General features: G+C 69.2%; 15 protein-coding genes. 12 read left to right on the forward strand and 3 right to left on the reverse strand.

Features of this window, described 5'->3' with window-relative positions:
- Nucleotides 1-27 precede the first annotated feature (27 nt).
- Nucleotides 28-1,149, forward strand: a complete 1,122-nt coding sequence (locus Q7W82_RS11815; RefSeq protein WP_242159921.1) for an inorganic phosphate transporter — start codon at nt 28-30, stop codon at nt 1,147-1,149.
- Nucleotides 1,150-1,382: 233 nt separating this feature from the next.
- Here Q7W82_RS11815 and Q7W82_RS11820 read toward each other — a convergent pair whose 3' ends face one another.
- Nucleotides 1,383-2,882, reverse strand: a complete 1,500-nt coding sequence (locus Q7W82_RS11820; protein WP_242159922.1) for a S10 family peptidase — start codon at nt 2,880-2,882, stop codon at nt 1,383-1,385.
- Nucleotides 2,883-3,039: 157 nt separating this feature from the next.
- On the opposite strand from Q7W82_RS11820, the gene Q7W82_RS11825 reads away from it, so the two are divergent.
- A complete protein-coding gene (locus tag Q7W82_RS11825; RefSeq protein WP_242159923.1) occupies nt 3,040-3,858 on the forward strand; it encodes a CDP-diacylglycerol diphosphatase in 819 nt (272 codons plus the stop codon).
- Between the two features lie 186 nt (nt 3,859-4,044).
- On the opposite strand, the gene parE is transcribed toward Q7W82_RS11825, so the two are convergent.
- Entirely contained in the window at nt 4,045-5,934 is a 1,890-nt protein-coding gene (gene parE / locus Q7W82_RS11830; RefSeq protein ID WP_242080972.1) for a DNA topoisomerase IV subunit B, read from the reverse strand.
- Nucleotides 5,935-6,099: 165 nt separating this feature from the next.
- Here parE and Q7W82_RS11835 point away from each other — a divergent pair, with 165 nt between their 5' ends.
- From Q7W82_RS11835 to truD, 10 genes are all read left to right on the forward strand, one after another.
- Entirely contained in the window at nt 6,100-6,354 is a 255-nt protein-coding gene (locus Q7W82_RS11835; protein WP_010343426.1) for a hypothetical protein, read from the forward strand.
- Between the two features lie 137 nt (nt 6,355-6,491).
- Nucleotides 6,492-8,156 (forward strand): CTP synthase, encoded by a 1,665-nt coding sequence (locus Q7W82_RS11840; RefSeq protein ID WP_242159924.1) that lies wholly within the window; start codon nt 6,492-6,494, stop codon nt 8,154-8,156.
- Between the two features lie 251 nt (nt 8,157-8,407).
- A complete protein-coding gene (gene kdsA, locus Q7W82_RS11845; protein ID WP_242159925.1) occupies nt 8,408-9,238 on the forward strand; it encodes a 3-deoxy-8-phosphooctulonate synthase in 831 nt (276 codons plus the stop codon).
- Between the two features lie 85 nt (nt 9,239-9,323).
- A complete protein-coding gene (locus Q7W82_RS11850) occupies nt 9,324-9,668 on the forward strand; it encodes a secretory carrier-associated membrane protein (protein WP_242159926.1) in 345 nt (114 codons plus the stop codon).
- Between the two features lie 87 nt (nt 9,669-9,755).
- A complete protein-coding gene (gene eno / locus Q7W82_RS11855; protein ID WP_242159927.1) occupies nt 9,756-11,048 on the forward strand; it encodes a phosphopyruvate hydratase in 1,293 nt (430 codons plus the stop codon).
- Between the two features lie 3 nt (nt 11,049-11,051).
- On the forward strand, nt 11,052-11,411 hold the full coding sequence (gene ftsB, locus Q7W82_RS11860) for a cell division protein FtsB (RefSeq protein WP_242159928.1): 360 nt from the start codon (nt 11,052-11,054) through the stop codon (nt 11,409-11,411).
- On the forward strand, nt 11,408-12,109 hold the full coding sequence (ispD, locus tag Q7W82_RS11865) for a 2-C-methyl-D-erythritol 4-phosphate cytidylyltransferase (protein WP_242159947.1): 702 nt from the start codon (nt 11,408-11,410) through the stop codon (nt 12,107-12,109). Before ftsB ends, ispD begins: the two co-directional genes overlap by 4 nt.
- Entirely contained in the window at nt 12,109-12,579 is a 471-nt protein-coding gene (locus Q7W82_RS11870; RefSeq protein WP_242159929.1) for a hypothetical protein, read from the forward strand. Before ispD ends, Q7W82_RS11870 begins: the two co-directional genes overlap by 1 nt.
- Before the next feature lie 40 nt (nt 12,580-12,619).
- Entirely contained in the window at nt 12,620-13,123 is a 504-nt protein-coding gene (gene ispF, locus Q7W82_RS11875) for a 2-C-methyl-D-erythritol 2,4-cyclodiphosphate synthase (RefSeq protein WP_242159930.1), read from the forward strand.
- The gene (truD, locus tag Q7W82_RS11880) at nt 13,120-14,169 is read left to right on the forward strand and encodes a tRNA pseudouridine(13) synthase TruD (RefSeq protein ID WP_242159931.1); all 1,050 of its coding nucleotides are present in this window, start codon (nt 13,120-13,122) and stop codon (nt 14,167-14,169) included. The genes ispF and truD overlap by 4 nt, the downstream gene beginning before the upstream one ends.
- Nucleotides 14,170-14,197: 28 nt before the next feature.
- Here truD and Q7W82_RS11885 read toward each other — a convergent pair whose 3' ends face one another.
- Nucleotides 14,198-16,456 carry a TonB-dependent receptor gene (locus tag Q7W82_RS11885; protein ID WP_242159932.1) on the reverse strand — a complete coding sequence of 753 codons (2,259 nt, stop codon included), beginning with the start codon at nt 16,454-16,456 and terminating at the stop codon, nt 14,198-14,200.
- Between the last annotated feature and the right edge of the window lie 190 nt (nt 16,457-16,646).

A 16,646-nucleotide genomic window follows, 5' to 3' on the forward strand; every position in this document is an offset into this window, starting at 1 on the left:
CGCTGTTCCGTGCGCGGAGGCGCGCCGATGCTGACCCTGGTCCTGATCGTGATCCTGGCGGCGCTGGTGTTCGAGTTCATCAACGGCTTCCACGACACCGCCAACTCGATTGCCACGGTGGTCGCCACCAAGGTGCTCAGCCCCGGCTGGGCGGTGATGCTGGCCGCGGCGATGAACCTGGTCGGCGCGCTGACCGGCACCGCCGTGGCGATGACCATCGCCTCGGGCCTGCTCAACACCGACGTGGTCGCGGTGACCCCGCAGGTGGTGCTGTGCGCGCTGCTCGGCGGCATCGTCTGGAACCTGATCACCTGGTGGAAGGGCCTGCCATCCTCGTCCTCGCACGCGCTGATCGGCGGCCTGTGCGGCGCCGGCCTGGCCGCCGCGCACAACAACTGGGGCGCGCTGATCTGGTCGCAGAACGTCGGCGACTGGGCCAAGAACAAGGGCCTGCTGTGGAAGGTGTTCGTGCCGATGGTCACCTCGCCGATCGCCGGTTTCCTGCTCGGCATCGCGGTGATGCTGCTGCTGTGGGCGGCGATCGCCGGCCTGGCCAAGCTGGGCGGTCCGCTGGGGCGGCTGGCGCGGCCGCGCTGGGTCAACGCCTTCTTCGGCAAGGCGCAGATCGCCTCGGCAGCATACATGGGCTACGCGCACGGTCACAACGACGCGCAGAAGACCATGGGCATCATCGCCATGACCCTGATCGGCGCGCAGAGCACCGGCGCCCTGGACGACCTGCCGTCGTGGCTGGCGTTCCTGCACCCCGACGCCCATCAGGGGCAGGGCATCGCCACCTGGATCGTGCTGACCTGCGCGGTGGTGATGGCCGCCGGTACCGCCTCCGGCGGCTGGAAGATCATCAAGACCCTGGGCCATAAGATGGTCAAGCTGCATCCGATCCACGGCTTCGCCGCGGAGACCAGCTCGGCCACGATCCTGACCCTGGCCGCGCACTTCGGCATGCCGGTGTCCACCACCCACAGCATCTCCACCGCGATCATGGGCGTGGGCTTCGCCAAGAACCCGCGCTCGCTGCGCTTCGGCGTCATCGAACGCATCGTCTGGGCCTGGATCCTGACTATCCCCGCCGCCGCCGGCGTGGCGTATCTGATTTTTCGGGGATTCGCGCTGGCTGGGTGGGTGTGAGTGGGGCGGGGATTGGGGAGTTGGGATTGGGGATTCGCCAAGGCGGGTTCCCGCTAGCTGCTATCCCGCACTCGCCGCATGACAGCCGGGGCTACATGCAAGGCCATTCGTAAAATGGCTCGCGCTGCCGAAGCGCGGCTTTTGCGACTCCCCAATCCCGCCAATCTCAATCCCTGCTTCAGGCACTGGGGATCCGCCTTAGCGAATCCCCAATCCCGAATGCCCAATCCCCGCTAATTGGCCCGATACATCGCCAGAACGTCCTGGCGCAGCGCACGCTGGCTGTCGGCGCGGTTGTAGAACATGTGGCCGCCGGGGTAGTTCTTGACCTGCACGCGGGTCGGGTCGTTGCCCATCACCGGCATCTGGTCCACGGTCAGCACCGAGCCCATGAACGGGCACGACAGGTCGTTCCAGCCGTGCACGATCAGCACGCGCAGCTTCGGGTCGATCGCCACCGACTGGCGCAGTTGCGTCACCGAGCCCTTGCGCAGCTCGTCGTCCCAGTCCCACAGCCGGTTCACGTCGTAGTTCAGCGCCTCGTAGCGGGCGTCGATCTTCCAGCCGACCACGCGGGTCACGAAATCGACCATCGCGGTGGTGGTGGGGGCGATGATGCTGTCCAGCAGCGGGTCGTTGGCGCGCTGCTCGGGGGCGTTGGGAAACGGGTCGAAGGCGGTGACGTTGGAGTCGTAGCGGCTGCCCAGTTCGCCCTTGTCGCGGAACACCTCGCGCAGGTAGGCCTGGGTCTCCAGGCGACCGCCGGCGCGGCGCACGAAGGCCGGGTCCAGGCCGGTCATTGCGGTCACCTGCTGGATCATGCGGGTGGTGCCGGCCGGGTCGGAACGCCCGCGCAGCAGCGCGGTGACGTAATCGCCGCGGGTGTAGTCGATCACCTGGCTCATCGCTTCCGGAGTCAGCTTGCCCTCGCGCTCCAGGTGCGCGGCGGCGATCGACGGCAGGGTCAGCATCCACGGCAGCGGCGAGACGTCGCCGTTGTCGTCCAGCGTCGGGTTCAGATACGGCGAGACCAGGACCACGCCGTTCATCGCCACGCCGAGCTTGGTCTGCAGGTAGTGGGTGATGCGCGGGCCGCGGAAGCCGCCATAGCTTTCGCCGACCAGGTACTTGCGCGATTGCAGGCGCTGGTTCTTCAGCAGCCAGTCGTAGATGGTGCGCGAGAGGTACTCGACGTCGGCCTGCGGGTTGTAGAACTGTTTCTTGGCCTGCTCGTCGGGCACCCGCGAGCGGCTGAAGCCGGTCCCGACCGGGTCGATGAACACCAGGTCGGTGAAGTCCAGCCAGGTGCCGGGGTTGTCGCGCAGTTGCGCCGGTGCCGAGGCGCTGTCGCCCTCGCTGCCGAACGCCACCACCTTCGGCCCGATCGCGCCCAGGTTGAGATACACCGAGGCCGCGCCGGGGCCGCCGTTGAGCGCGAAGGTCACCGGGCGATCCTTGCCGTCCATGGTGTAGGCGGTATAGACCACGTCGGCCACGACCTTGCCCTGCTTGTCCTTCACCGGCAGCGTGCCGACCTTGACCGTGTAGCGCAGGGTGCGGCCGTCGAGCTGGGTGGACTGGCTGGTCTGCGCGTCGGCCGGCAGCGGCGCCGGTTCGACGGCGGCCTTGTCGGGCTTGTCGGCATTCGCCGCATCGGCATCGGCGGCCAGCGCCGCGGTCATCGGCGTCGCGGCCAGCAGCGCGGCCAGCAGGACGGAGGGGAAGGTCGGCACGGGCAGTCGCTCGCAGGGAGGGAGCCGGCATGCTAGGCCGCGGCGTCGGCATGGCGGATGTGCACAAAGCCATGGTCGCTGGCGGCGCCACCGCGGCATGCCGGTTCATCGGCGCTGGCTACAATCGCCGGTTCGTCCCGCGTCCGGTCCGCTGCGCATGCCCGTCTTTCGTTTCCGCCTGCCGCTATGCCTGTTGCTGGCGACGCTGCTGGCCGGCTGCACCAGCCTGCCATCGCCGCAGTCCGTAACCGATTCGCCAGCGGCACACGATCCGCATGCCCACGATCGGCAGCGCCTGTGGCGGCTGCTGAGCACCCGCTGCCTGCCGCAGGCACGGGCCGGCGCCGATCCGGCGCCGTGCAGCGAAGTCCATGCCGAGCCCGGCCAGCGCTACGCGTTGATGAAGGACCTGCGCGGCGCCTACCAGTACCTGCTGATCCCGACCGTGCCGGTCAGCGGCATCGAGGATCCGCGCGCGCGTGCCGCCGGTGCGCCGAACTGGCTGGACCTGGCCTGGCAGGCGCGCAGCCGGGTCGCGACTGCACTGGGAAGGCCGCTGCCGCGCGACCTGGCCAGCCTGACGATCAACCCGCCCTCGGCGCGCTCGCAGGACCAGTTGCACATCCACATCGATTGCCTGGCGCCGCAGGTGCGCGATCAACTGCAGGCGATGCAGGCGTCGATCGGCCCGGCTTGGGCACCGTTGCCGCAACCGCTGCACGGCCATGTCTATCGGGCCATGCGCGTGGAGGGCGAGGCGCTTGATGAGAATCCGTTGACGTTGCTGGCGCGCGCGTTGCCGCCGCAGCAGGGCATGGCGCAACAGACCCTGGCGGTGGTCGGCGCGACGTTCGATGGCCACCCTGGCTTCGTGCTGCTGGCCGCCACCGCGCTTCCTGGCGACGGGGTCGGCGCGGAAGAGTTGCAGGATCACGACTGCACCGGGGTGGTCCCGGCGGCGCCTGCGCACGGCTGATTGCGTGATGGCAATCCATCGCCGGATAGCCGGCGTGACGAACGAGGAAGTCGGTGCGTAAGCCCGCCAATGCCGCCGTCTTCCATCGTAGGAGCGGCTTCAGCCGCGACCCGGCTTGTTCGGGAAAGCCCTGTCGCGGCTGAAGCCGCTCCTACGACGGCAGCAAGCAATCGAGCTGCGCCCGCCTCAGACCTCCAGCGAAGCCAGGTCGCCCTTGGTCTCCAGCCACTGCTTGCGGTCGCCTGCGCGCTTCTTGGCCAGCAACATGTCCATCAGCGAGCGGGTCTGGTCGCCGTCGTCCACGGTGAGTTGCACCAGGCGCCGGGTGTCCGGGTGGATGGTGGACTCGCGCAACTGCTGCGGATTCATCTCGCCCAGGCCCTTGAAGCGGGTGACGCTGACCTGGCCCTTGATCTTCTCGCGCTGGATCTTGTCCAGCAGCGAGCGCTTCTCTTCCTCGTCCAGCGCGTAGAACACCTGCTTGCCGACGTCCACGCGGAACAGCGGCGGCATCGCCACGAACACGTGGCCGGCGCGCACCAAGGCCGGGAAGTGGCGCAGGAACAGCGCGGTCAGCAGGGTGGCGATGTGCAGGCCGTCGGAGTCGGCGTCGGCCAGGATCACCACCTTGCCGTAGCGCAGGCCGTCGATCTCTTCCTTGCCCGGGTCGCAGCCGATCGCGATCGCCAGGTTGTGCACTTCCTCGGAGGCCAGCACGCTGCCGGAGGCCACTTCCCAGGTGTTGAGGATCTTGCCGCGCAGCGGCAGGATCGCCTGGAAATCCTTGTCGCGGGCCTGCTTGGCGCTGCCGCCGGCCGAGTCGCCCTCGACCAGGAACAGTTCGGTGCGCGACAGGTCCTGGCTGATGCAGTCGGCCAGCTTGCCCGGCAGCGCCGGACCCTGGGTGACCTTCTTGCGCACGATCTGCTTCTCGGTCTTCAGCCGCGCGCTGGCGCGGTCGATGGCGATCTGCGCGATGCGCGTGCCGGTCTCCACGTTCTGGTTCAGCCACAGGCTGAAGGCATCGTGCGCGGCGCCCTCGATGAAGCCGGCGGCCTGGCGCGAGGACAGGCGTTCCTTGGTCTGGCCGCTGAACTGCGGGTCGGTCATCTTCAGCGACAGCACGAACGCGACGCGGTCCCACACATCTTCCGGCGCCAGCTTCACGCCGCGCGGCAGCAGGTTGCGGAAATCGCAGAACTCGCGCAGCGCATCGGTGAGGCCGCTGCGCAGGCCGTTGACGTGGGTGCCGTGCTGCGCGGTCGGAATCAGGTTGACGTAGCTCTCCTGCACCAGTTCGCCTTCCACCACCCAGGCCACCGCCCAGTCGACGATCTCGCGGTCCTTCTTCAGGCTGCCGACGAACAGCTCGGCCGGCAGCAACTCGCGCTCGGCCAGTTCGCCGCGCAGGTAGTCGCGCAGGCCGTCCTCGAAGTACCAGGTGTCCTGTTCGCCGGTGGCCTCGTCGTGCAGCTTGACGGTCAGGCCGGGGCACAGCACCGCCTTGGCGCGCAGCAGGTGGCGCAGCGCGCGCACCGCGAACTTCGGCGTGTCGAAATACTTCGGGTCCGGCCAGAAGCGCAGGCGCGTGCCGGTGTTCTTCTTGCCGACGCTGCCGACGATCTCCAGCTTGGAGGCGGCGTGGCCATCGGCGAAGGCCATGCGGTATTCGTTGCCTTCGCGCTTGATGAACAGTTCCACGTGCTTGGACAGCGCGTTGACCACGCTGACGCCGACGCCGTGCAGGCCGCCGCTGAAGGTGTAGTTGCGGTCGCTGAACTTGCCGCCGGCGTGCAGCCGGGTCAGGATCAGTTCGACGCCGGAGATCTTCTCTTCCGGGTGGATGTCCACCGGCATGCCGCGGCCGTCGTCGGACACCTCGCAACTGCCGTCCTTGTACAGCGTCACCTCGATGTGCCGGGCGTGGCCGGCCAGCGCCTCGTCCACGGCGTTGTCGATGACTTCCTGCGCCAGGTGGTTGGGGCGTGCGGTGTCGGTGTACATGCCGGGCCGGCGCTTGACCGGGTCCAGGCCAGAGAGAACTTCGATGTCGGCGGCGTTGTAGCGGGTATTCATGCGTCTCAGCAGGTGGCGCGAAGCAGATCCGGAAGTGTGCGGTCTGCGGCGGCTTTTTGCACGTCGCCGGTGTTCAGGGCGGGTGCGGGGGCGCCACGCTAGGCTGGCCCTGGAAAAACCGCGACGTCGCCCACATCTTCGTCGCACGTCCCAAAGGAGTCCGCCATGAACGTTCGCAAGCTGTTGACCCTGGCCGCCCTGGTCGCCGCCGCGGTGGCCGTGCCGGTCGCGATGGCCCAGGCGCAGAGCGCCGATCCGGCCGCCTCCGGTGCCGCCGCCTACGAGGCGCAGGTCGCCAAGGAAAAGGCCGAGGCCGACGCCAAGGCCAAGCGCCGCGCCGCTGCCGCCGCCGAGCACAAGGCCGGCAAGGATGCGGCGGCGCCCAAGAAGGAAGAGGAAGAGGAAGCGCGCAAGCCCTGAGCCTGCGCACGGTTTCCTGCACACGACGCCCCGGTCGCCCGGGGCGTCGCTTTTTTGTGGGGCGGCTGTTGCGCAAAAGCGCTTGGGCAAATCCGCTTCACCCGTTAAACTATGGCTTTCCGGGAGGCCTTTGAGCCATGACCCCCCTGATCTTCGTTACCGGCGGCGTAGTGTCCTCGCTTGGCAAGGGCATCGCGGCCGCTTCGCTTGCGTCCATTCTCGAAGCACGTGGCCTGTCGGTCACGATGATGAAGCTGGACCCCTACATCAACGTCGACCCGGGCACGATGAGCCCGTTCCAGCACGGCGAGGTGTACGTCACCGACGACGGCGCCGAGACCGACCTGGACCTGGGGCATTACGAGCGCTTCGTGCGCACGCGCCTGTCGCGCAAGAATTCGGTCACCACCGGGCGCATCTACGAGAACGTGATCCGCAAGGAGCGCCGCGGCGACTACCTCGGCGCCACCGTGCAGGTGATTCCGCACATCACCGACGAGATCCGCCGCTGCGTGGATGAAGCCACCGCCGGCTATGACGTGGCGCTGGTCGAGATCGGCGGCACCGTCGGCGACATCGAGTCGCTGCCGTTCCTGGAGGCGATCCGCCAGGTGCGTACCGAGCGCGGCGCCGAGAAGGCCATGTTCATGCACCTGACCCTGGTGCCGTACATCGCCGCCGCCGGCGAGCTGAAGACCAAGCCGACCCAGCATTCGGTCAAGGAACTGCGCTCGATCGGCATCCAGCCGGACGTGCTGCTGTGCCGCTCGGAGCAGGCGATCCCGGATTCGGAGCGGCGCAAGATCGCGCTGTTTACCAATGTCTCCGAGCGCGCGGTGATCAGTGCCGCCGACATCGACGTGCTCTACGGCATGCCGCTGGAGCTGCATCGGCAGGGCCTGGACGAGATCGTCATCGAGCAGTTCAAGCTGCGCGACAAGGTCGGCGCGGCCAACCTGTCGGAATGGGAGGCGGTGGTCGACGCGATCAAGCACCCGCTCGACGAGGTCACCATCGCCGTGGTCGGCAAGTACGTCGACCATCAGGACGCGTACAAGTCGGTCGGCGAGGCGCTCAAGCACGGCGGCCTGCGCCAGCGCACCAAGGTCAACCTGAAATGGCTGGAAGCGCAGGACCTGGAAGGCAGCGACATGGCGGCGCTGGCCGACGTGGACGGCATCCTGGTGCCCGGCGGCTTCGGCGATCGCGGCTTCGAAGGCAAGGTGCTGACCTCGCGTTATGCGCGCCAGCATGGCGTGCCGTATTTCGGCATCTGCTACGGCATGCAGGCCGCGGTGGTCGACTATGCGCGGCATGTCGCCGGCCTGGATGCGGCCAACAGCACCGAGAACGACCGGCAGTCGCCGTACCCGGTGATCGGCCTGATCACCGAGTGGCGCACCGCCAGCGGCGATGTCGAGAAGCGCGACGAGAAATCCGACCTTGGCGGCACCATGCGCCTGGGCCTGCAGGAGCAGCGGCTCAAGCCGGGCACGCTGGCGCGCGAACTGTACGGCAGGGATGTGGTGGCCGAGCGCCACCGCCATCGCTACGAGTTCAACAATCGCTACCGCACCCAGTTGGAGGACGCCGGCCTGGTGATTGCCGCCAAGTCGATGGACGACACCCTGGTGGAGATGGTGGAACTGCCGCGCGAGACGCACCCGTGGTTCCTGGCCTGCCAGGCGCACCCGGAATTCCTGTCCACGCCGCGCGACGGCCATCCGTTGTTCATCGGCTTCGTCCGCGCTGCGCGCGAGCGCAAGGCGGGTGGGAAGCTATTGAAGGAAGCGCGCGCGTAGTTCCTTCTCCCTGTGGGAGAAGGTGGCGCGAAGCGCCGGATGAGGGTACGGGGCGAAGCCTCGCGTCGTTTGAGTTCCCTAGGCTCCGCCCCGACCCTCACCCCAACCCCTCTCCCGGCGGGAGAGGGGCTTGATTCCATGAGGCTTCGCCCGGACCCTCACCCCCGACCCCTCTCCCGGTGGGAGAGGGGAGTAACCTCGCCAAACATCTCGTGCCCGAGCGGTACGGGGCTCAACCGATAGGTGATCCAATGAAACTGTGTGGCTTCGACGTCGGCCTGGACCAGCCGCTGTTCCTCATCGCCGGCCCGTGCGTGATCGAGTCGATGCAGCTGCAGCTCGACGTCGCCGGCCGGCTCAAGGAGATCACCGGCCGGCTGGGCATCAACTTCATCTTCAAGTCCAGCTTCGACAAGGCCAACCGCACTTCCGGCACCAGCTTCCGCGGCCCCGGCCTGGAAGAAGGCTTGAAGGTGCTGGAGGCGGTGAAGACGCAGATCGGCGTGCCGGTGCTGACCGACGTGCACGAGTACACGCCCATGCACGAGGTGGCGGCGGTGGTCGACGTGCTGCAGACCCCGGCGTTCCTGGTGCGGCAGACCGACTTCATCAAGAACGTGTGCTCGGCCGGCAAGCCGGTCAACATCAAGAAGGGTCAGTTCCTGTCGCCGTGGGACATGAAGCCGGTGGTGGACAAGGCCAAGTCCACCGGCAACGAGCAGATCATGGTCTGTGAGCGCGGCGCCAGCTTCGGCTACAACAACCTGGTCAGCGACATGCGCTCGCTGAGCGTGATGCGCGAGACCGGCTGCCCGGTGGTGTTCGACGCGACGCACTCGGTGCAGTTGCCGGGCGGGCAGGGCGGCAGTTCCGGCGGCCAGCGCGAGTTCGTGCCGGTGCTGGCGCGCGCGGCGGTGGCCGTGGGCGTGGCCGGCCTGTTCGCCGAGACCCATCCGGATCCGTCCAAGGCGCTGTCCGACGGCCCCAATGCGTGGCCGCTGGACCAGATGGAAGCGCTGCTGGAAACGCTGATGGAACTGGACGCGGTCACCAAGAAGCACGGCTTTTCGCGCTTCGCGTGAGGCCCCGGCTGCCGCCGCGGCGTCCGTCCCACGCCTGGCGGGACGCGTCCTGCCGGGTCCCTGCCTGGGCCGTGGGACGCGGGCGATGAGCGCACGCACCCGGGCCCATTTCTCGTGGGGCCTGTGTGCGCTGCTGCTGTCGCTGCTGGCCTGGGCGGCGTTGGGCGTGGTGCTGTTCGCCTTTATCCGCGCGATCGGTCCGCCCGGCGACGGCGACCACGGCATCCTGGCCATGCAGCCCTGGATCGTGGGCGGCCTTCTGGTGCTGGCGGTCGCCGCGCTGGGCACGCTGATCGCCGTCGTGCTGGGCTGGGTCCTGCGGCGTGGCCGCGTCCTGGCCGGCATCGGCGCTGGCCTGCTGCTGGCGATGCTGGTCCTGATCCTGCTGTTCCTCGGCGGGATCCCGCTCGGCGCGGTGCGCCTTGGCTGAGGCGGCATTTGGCAAGGAACGGGCAGCCGGGGATAATCAGCCGGCATTCGTTTCCGCCCCCTCTTCCTACAGGTAACCGGCCCGCCCATGAGTACGATCCGCAGCATCCACGCCCGTGAAATCCTCGACAGCCGCGGCAATCCCACGCTGGAAGCCGATGTCATCCTGGAGGACGGTTCGTTCGGTCGTGCCGCGGTGCCCTCGGGCGCGTCCACCGGCACCAAGGAAGCGGTCGAGTTGCGCGACGGCGACAAGACCCGCTACCTCGGCAAGGGCGTGCGCAAGGCGGTGGAGAACGTCAACACCACCATCGCCAGCGCGCTGAAGGGCTTCGACGCCGCCGACCAGCAGGGCCTGGATCGGCGCCTGATCGACCTGGACGGCACCGAGAACAAGGGCCGCCTGGGCGCCAACGCGCTGCTCGGCGTCTCGCTGGCCAACGCGCATGCCATTGCCGCCTCGCGCAAGCAGCCGCTGTGGCAGTCGCTGGCCGGTGGCAACACCGCCAACCTGGCGCTGCCGGTGCCGATGATGAACATCATCAACGGCGGCGCGCATGCCGACAACAACGTCGACTTCCAGGAGTTCATGGTGCTGCCGGTCGGCGCCGCCTCGTTCTCCGAGGCGCTGCGCGCCGGCACCGAGATCTTCCATGCGCTGAAGTCGGTGCTGAAGGGCCACGGCCTGTCCACCGCGGTCGGCGACGAGGGCGGCTTCGCCCCGGATTTCCGCAGCAACGTGGAAGCGCTGGACACGATCCTGGAAGCGATCGGCAAGGCCGGCTACACCGCCGGCGAAGACGTGCTGCTGGGCCTGGACGTGGCCTCCAGCGAGTTCTACGACAACGGCAAGTACCACCTGGTGGGCGAGGGCAAGCGCCTGACCAGCGAGCAGTTCGTCGACTTCCTCGCCGACTGGGCCGCGCAGTACCCGATCGTCAGCATCGAGGACGGCCTGGCCGAGGACGACTGGGCCGGCTGGAAGCTGCTCACCGACCGCATCGGCAGCAAGGTGCAGCTGGTCGGCGACGACCTGTTCGTGACCAACCCGAAGATCTTCAAGCAGGGCATCGAGTCTGGCACCGCCAACGCGATCCTGATCAAGGTCAACCAGATCGGCACCCTGACCGAGACCCTGGAAGCCATCGCCATGGCCGACAAGGCCGGCTACGCGGCCATCGTCTCGCACCGTTCCGGCGAGACCGAGGACACCACCATCGCCGACATCGCCGTGGCCACCACCGCCACCCAGATCAAGACCGGCTCGCTGTGCCGCAGCGATCGCGTGGCCAAGTACAACCAGCTGCTGCGCATCGAAGAAGCGCTGGGCAGCGCGGCGCGCTATGCCGGGCGCGGCGCGTTCGTTTCGCTCAAGCGATAAGCCGTGCGCAACTGGCGCTGGCTGCTGCTGGTGCTGGCGGGACTGCTGGCGTGGCTGCAGTACCGCTTCTGGCTCGGTCCGGGGAATTCCGGCGAAGTGCTGGTGCTCGAAAGCCAGGTCGAGCACCAGAAGCGCGACAACGAAGGACTGCAGCAACGCAACGCCGCGCTCGCCGCCGAGGTCAAGGACCTCAAGGACGGCGAGGCGGCGATCGAGGAGCGCGCGCGGAGCGAACTGGGCATGATCAAGCCGGGCGAAAAGTTCTATCGGGTGGTCGAGAATGCGCCGGTGTCGACGCCGGCCGGCACGGCCGCGGGCGCGCGGCCTGCGCCCGTCACGCCGGCGCCGGGCGAGCAACCCTGATGGCCACGGTCTGGGCCGTGGTCCCGGCGGCCGGCCGCGGCACCCGTTTCGGCGGCGCCACCCCCAAACAGTATCTGCAGGCGGGTGGGCGTCCGTTGCTGGCGCATGCATTGGACGCGTTGCTGGCGCATCCGGCGGTGGCCGGGGCGATGGTCGCGCTGGGCGTGGACGATGCGCAGTGGCCGGGCTGGACCGAACTGGCGGGCAAGCCGGTGCTGACCTGCCTGGGTGCCGGCAGCCGCGCCGGCTCGGTGCTGGCCGCGCTGCACGCCTTGCCCGAGTCGGTGAAGGCGGACGATTTCGTGCTGGTGCACGATGCGGCGCGGCCCAACCTGGCGCTGGCCGATCTGGACCGGCTGCTGGAAGCGGGGCGCGGCGATCCGGTCGGCGCGATCCTGGCCGCGCCGGTGCGCGACACGCTCAAGCGCGCCGGCGACGACGGCGGCATCGACGGCACCGAGCCGCGCGAGCGCCTGTGGCGCGCGCTGACCCCACAGTTGTTCCGGCGCATGCAGCTCAGCCGCGCGCTGGAGCAGGCCGCCGCGGCCGGCGTGGAGGTCACCGACGACGCCATGGCGATGGAGTTGCTGGGGCTGCGGCCGCTGCTGGTCGAAGGCGCCGAAGACAATTTCAAGGTCACCACGCCCGCCGACTTGGCGCGCTTCGAGTTCGAACTGTTCCAGCGGCAGGGCGGCTGATGCGGTTCGAAACGTCTGTGGCGCATGCCTGGCTGCAGCAGGCCGCGGACGCTGCGATCGTGGTCGATGGCGACGCCATCCAGCACGAGGCCCAGGCCAACCTGTGGGCGTTCTCGCCGCGCGAGGCGCAATCGGCGGGGATCGACGTCGCGAGCGTGGCGCGGTTCGTGGAGGCGGTCGCCGACGATCGGCAGGCCAGGCTGCGCGCCCAGGGGGCGCCTTCGATGATCTTCTATTGCTGGCACGACGGGCAGGCGCGGCAGTTGCGCTTCAGCCTGGTGTCGGCGGCGCACGGCCGCCTGCCGTTTGGCGTGCCGATCCAGCAGACGTCGTTGCCGGCGCTTGTCGCGCGCATCGTCCAGACCGACTGGCGCAACCCGCAGTGGGGGGCAGCGGACGTGGACGACGACGCGATGCCGGCGTCCGCGGCCCTGCCGGTCTACATGCGCACGTTGCACCCCGGCGTCTGACCGCCAGGCGGCGTCGACGCCTCTCACGAACAGGATTCCCATGTCACACGGTACCTCTGCTCCTCCTTCTTTCCGCATCGGCCAGGGCTACGACGTCCACGCCTTCGGCGAGGGCGACCACATCATGCTCGGCGGCGTGCGCGTGGCGCACGAGCGCGGCGTGCTTGCCCACAGCGATGGCGACGTGGTGATCCACGCGCTGTGCGACGCCTTGCTCGGCGCGCTGGCGCTGGGCGACATCGGCCAGCATTTCCCGCCATCGGATCCGCGCTGGAAGGGCGCCGACAGCGCGCAGTTCGTCGATCACTGCGTGGGCCTGCTGCATGCGCGCGGCTGGCGCCTGGGCAATGCCGACGTCACCGTGATCTGCGAACGGCCCAAGGTCGGCCCGCACGCGCAGGCGATGCGCGAACGCCTGGCGGCGCTGCTGCAGGTCGAACTGGATTGCATCAGCGTCAAGGCCACCACCAGCGAAAAGCTGGGCTTCACCGGCCGCGGCGAGGGTATCGCGGCGCAGGCGGTGGCCTTGCTGGTGGCACTGTGAGCGAGTTGCCGCGCGCGTTCGGTGCCGCGCCGCTGCAGGCGCGCATGCGCAGCAGCGCCGAGGATTTCCAGGTCGACGAGCTACCCGCGTTCGCGCCCAGTGGCGAGGGCGAGCATCTGTTGCTGACGGTGCGCAAGCGCGACATGAACACCGCCTTTGCCGCGCGCCGCCTGGCGCAGTGGGCCGGCGTGGCGGAGCTGGCGATCGGCTATGCCGGCATGAAGGACCGGCATGCGGTGACCACCCAACGCTTTTCGGTGCATCTGCCCAAGCGCGTGGCCCCAGCGCTGGAGAGCCTGCAGGATGCGGACCTGCAGGTGCTGGAGTCGCATTGGCACAACCGCAAGCTGCCGCGCGGCGCGCTGGCCGGCAACGGCTTCGTGCTGGTGCTGCGCGAGGTGCGCGGCGAGCGCACGGCGATCGAGGCGCGGCTGGCGCAGATTGCCGCGCGCGGGATTCCCAACTGGTTCGGCGAGCAGCGCTTCGGCCGCGATGGCGGCAACGTCGGTGCCGCGCTGGCGATGTTCGGCGGCCGCCGGGTGCGGCGCGAGCAGCGCTCGCTGCTGCTGTCGGCCGCCCGTTCGGAGCTGTTCAACCGGGTGCTGGCCGCCCGCGTGGCCGCCGGCAACTGGGACAGTGCGCTGGACGGCGAAGTCTGGATGCTCGACGGCAGCCGCAGCGTGTTCGGTCCGGAGCCGTGGTCGGAGGCGCTGGCCGAGCGCCTGCAGCGCTTCGACATCCACCCGTCCGCGCCGCTGTGGGGCGCCGGTGAACTGCGCAGCGCCGAGGCGGCGCGTGCGCTGGAGCTGGCGGCGCTGGACGAGGCGGTGGCGCTGCGCCTGCGCGCAGGCCTGGAGCGCGAGGGGCTGAAGCAGGAGCGGCGGGCGAGTCGCCTGCGCGTGGCCGACCTGCAGTGGCGCTGGCTGGACGGGCAGGGCGACGCGCTGGAGCTGCGCTTCGCACTGCCGCCGGGCAGCTACGCCACGGCGCTGCTGCACGAACTCGGCCAGGTAGAGGAAGCGCCGCAGGCCTCTACCGAGGCCTGAGCGCGGCAAGGCTGGTCCGCGGCGCGCGCTAGAAGCGGTAGGAGCCGGTCAGGAGCAGGCTGCGGCCGTCCGGCAACGGGACGAAGGTCTCGTCGAAATCGTCGGCATACAGGCGCCGGTCGAAGACGTTGCGCATGCCTACGGTCACCCCCCAGGTCTCGGTGTGGTAGGACACGTTCGCGTCCACGCTGGCCTGCCCGGGGATCTTGAAGTAGCCGCCGGCCAGGCGGCGGCCGAGGGTGTGGTCGCGCGCCAGGATGCCGCCCGCCACGCCCCAGCCGCTCCAGCGGCTGTCCTGGAACCGGTAGCTGCTCCACAGGGTGAAGCGCGCGCGCGGCACGCCGGTGGTGGGCGTGCCGTCGTGCCGGCCGATGCGCGCCAGCGCCAGGCTGCTGCTCAGTTCCAGGCCGGGAGCGAGTGCGCCGACGACGTCGAGATCCAGCCCGCGGTTGCTCTGGCTGTCGATCGGCTTGGCGAAGTACGACGGATGCGCCAGCACCAGGTCGAAACTGCGGTCGACGGTGATCTGGTAGTACGCGATGTTGAGTCGCACCCGGTTGTCGAACAGGTCGAGCTTCGCCCCGGCCTCCACCTGCCGCGACAGCGCGGGCGGCAATGGCCGGCCGTTCTTGCCGAGCACCGCGCTCGGCGCGAAGCCGTTCATGCTGCTGGCGTACAGCGACGCCTCCGGGCTCAATTTGTAGACCACGCCGACGTTGGGCACCCAGCGGCGTCGGCGCAACTGGCGCAGCTTGCCCCTGGCGTCGTAGCTGGAGATCTCGTATGCCGAGCGGCGCAGCGCCAGCAACACGTCCCAGCGCTCGCCCACGCTGATCTGGTCCTGCAGCAGGATGCCGCTGCGGCTCGACCAGGGGCTGCCGGGGTAATGCCGGATCCCGCGCCGCGAATTCGGCCAGTGCACCGGTCCCAGCGGCGCGTCGTCGAAGACGTCGTAGCGGTTGCGGCGCATGCGGATGAAGTAATCGCTGCTGCCCAGGCGCGCACGCGTGTAGTCCAGGCCCAGGGTCACGGTCTGCTGCAGCGGCCCGTCGCCGAAGCTGCCGACCAGGTCGTTCTGGACGGTGTAGTACGCCGTTTCGTTGCGATAGGCCTCGGCATAGGCACGGACCAGGCCGGTCGGCGACGGCGACAACATGCCCCAGTTGCGTGCGTCGACCGCCTGGTTCACGTACTGCCCACGGCTGCGCAGTTGCCAGCGGTCGCTGAGCCGCTGATCGAGCAGGTAGTAGGCGCGTTGGGTCCGGTAGGCGGTGTGGTCCTGCGGATTGCCGAGGCGCAAGGACCTGGGCGTCATCGCCGACACGCGGTTGCGCAGCAGCAGCGCGTGATCGGCGGCCGGCTGGCGATCGGTCACGCGCTGCACGCCGAGCACCAGGCGGGTGCCGTCGCTCTGCCAGGCGATGGACGGCGCCAGGTAGGCGGCGTTGCGCGGACCGTAGCCCTGCGCAGTGGAATCGGCATGCTGGCCGGAGACGACGAGCCGGTAGCTGATCGGCGTGGCGCCGATCGGTCCGGTCGCATCGAGCCCGGCCTGCACGTCGCCGCGCTCGCCGAAGGCATAGCGCAGTTCACGCTGCGGCTTGCGCAGCGGCTGCTTGGTGACGACGTTGACCAGTCCGCTCATGTCGCCGCCATTGCTGTCGCCGAGGATCGATTCCGGGCCCTTGAGCACCTCGACCCGCTCCACGCCGATCATCGGCGGATAGCCGCCGAGCCCGACGAAGCTGTTCGGCATCCCGTCGGTCATGCCGTTGCCGGTGTAGATGCCGCGGATCTTGAACAGCGGCGCGCGCAACGGGTTTTCGATGTGCTGCACGCTGGCCACGTTGCGCAGTGCGTCGGCGACGGTGCGGACTTGTTGTGTCGCCATCAGGTGGGGGGCGACGACATTCACCGATTGCGGCACGGCGATGGCGTCGGTGGCATAGCGCAGCGCGTCGCTGGCATAGGCGGGCGCGTCGCCCATGGCGCGCGCGGTCAGCGCCGCGGCATCGACCTGTTCCAGCAGCTTGGGGGGCGTGCCGGCGCGATGCTCGTCGGCGGCCTCGGCAGGATCGGGCGGCGCCACGGTGGCGGGCGTGATGGCCACCGTATTCGCATCGAGCGCGCTATAGGCGAGGCCGCTCGACTGCAACAGGCGCCGCAGCGCCGCGTCCCGGGTGAATACGCCTTGCACCCCGTCGCTGCGCAGCCCGGCCAGGGTCGGGCTGGCGGTGAGCACCTGCACGTTGGCCTGCTTGCCGTAGGCGATCAGCGCGGTGGACAACGCCTGCGGCGGGATCGAGAAGGCGATCTGCCGTGCGTCGGACGCGAGGGGGACGGCGAGGGCGCGGTTCCAGGGAACGAGCTGCAGTGCCAGGCTGCCACAGATGATCAGTCGCCTCAGCCCACGCACTGCCCGTCGCCCCCCAGCGGAAGCGCGAATTATGCCATGCGCGGCATTGCCGACGCGGTGC

The sequence above is a fragment of the Xanthomonas indica genome (assembly GCF_040529045.1).
In the GTDB taxonomy this organism is placed as follows: Bacteria; Pseudomonadota; Gammaproteobacteria; order Xanthomonadales; family Xanthomonadaceae; genus Xanthomonas_A; species Xanthomonas_A indica.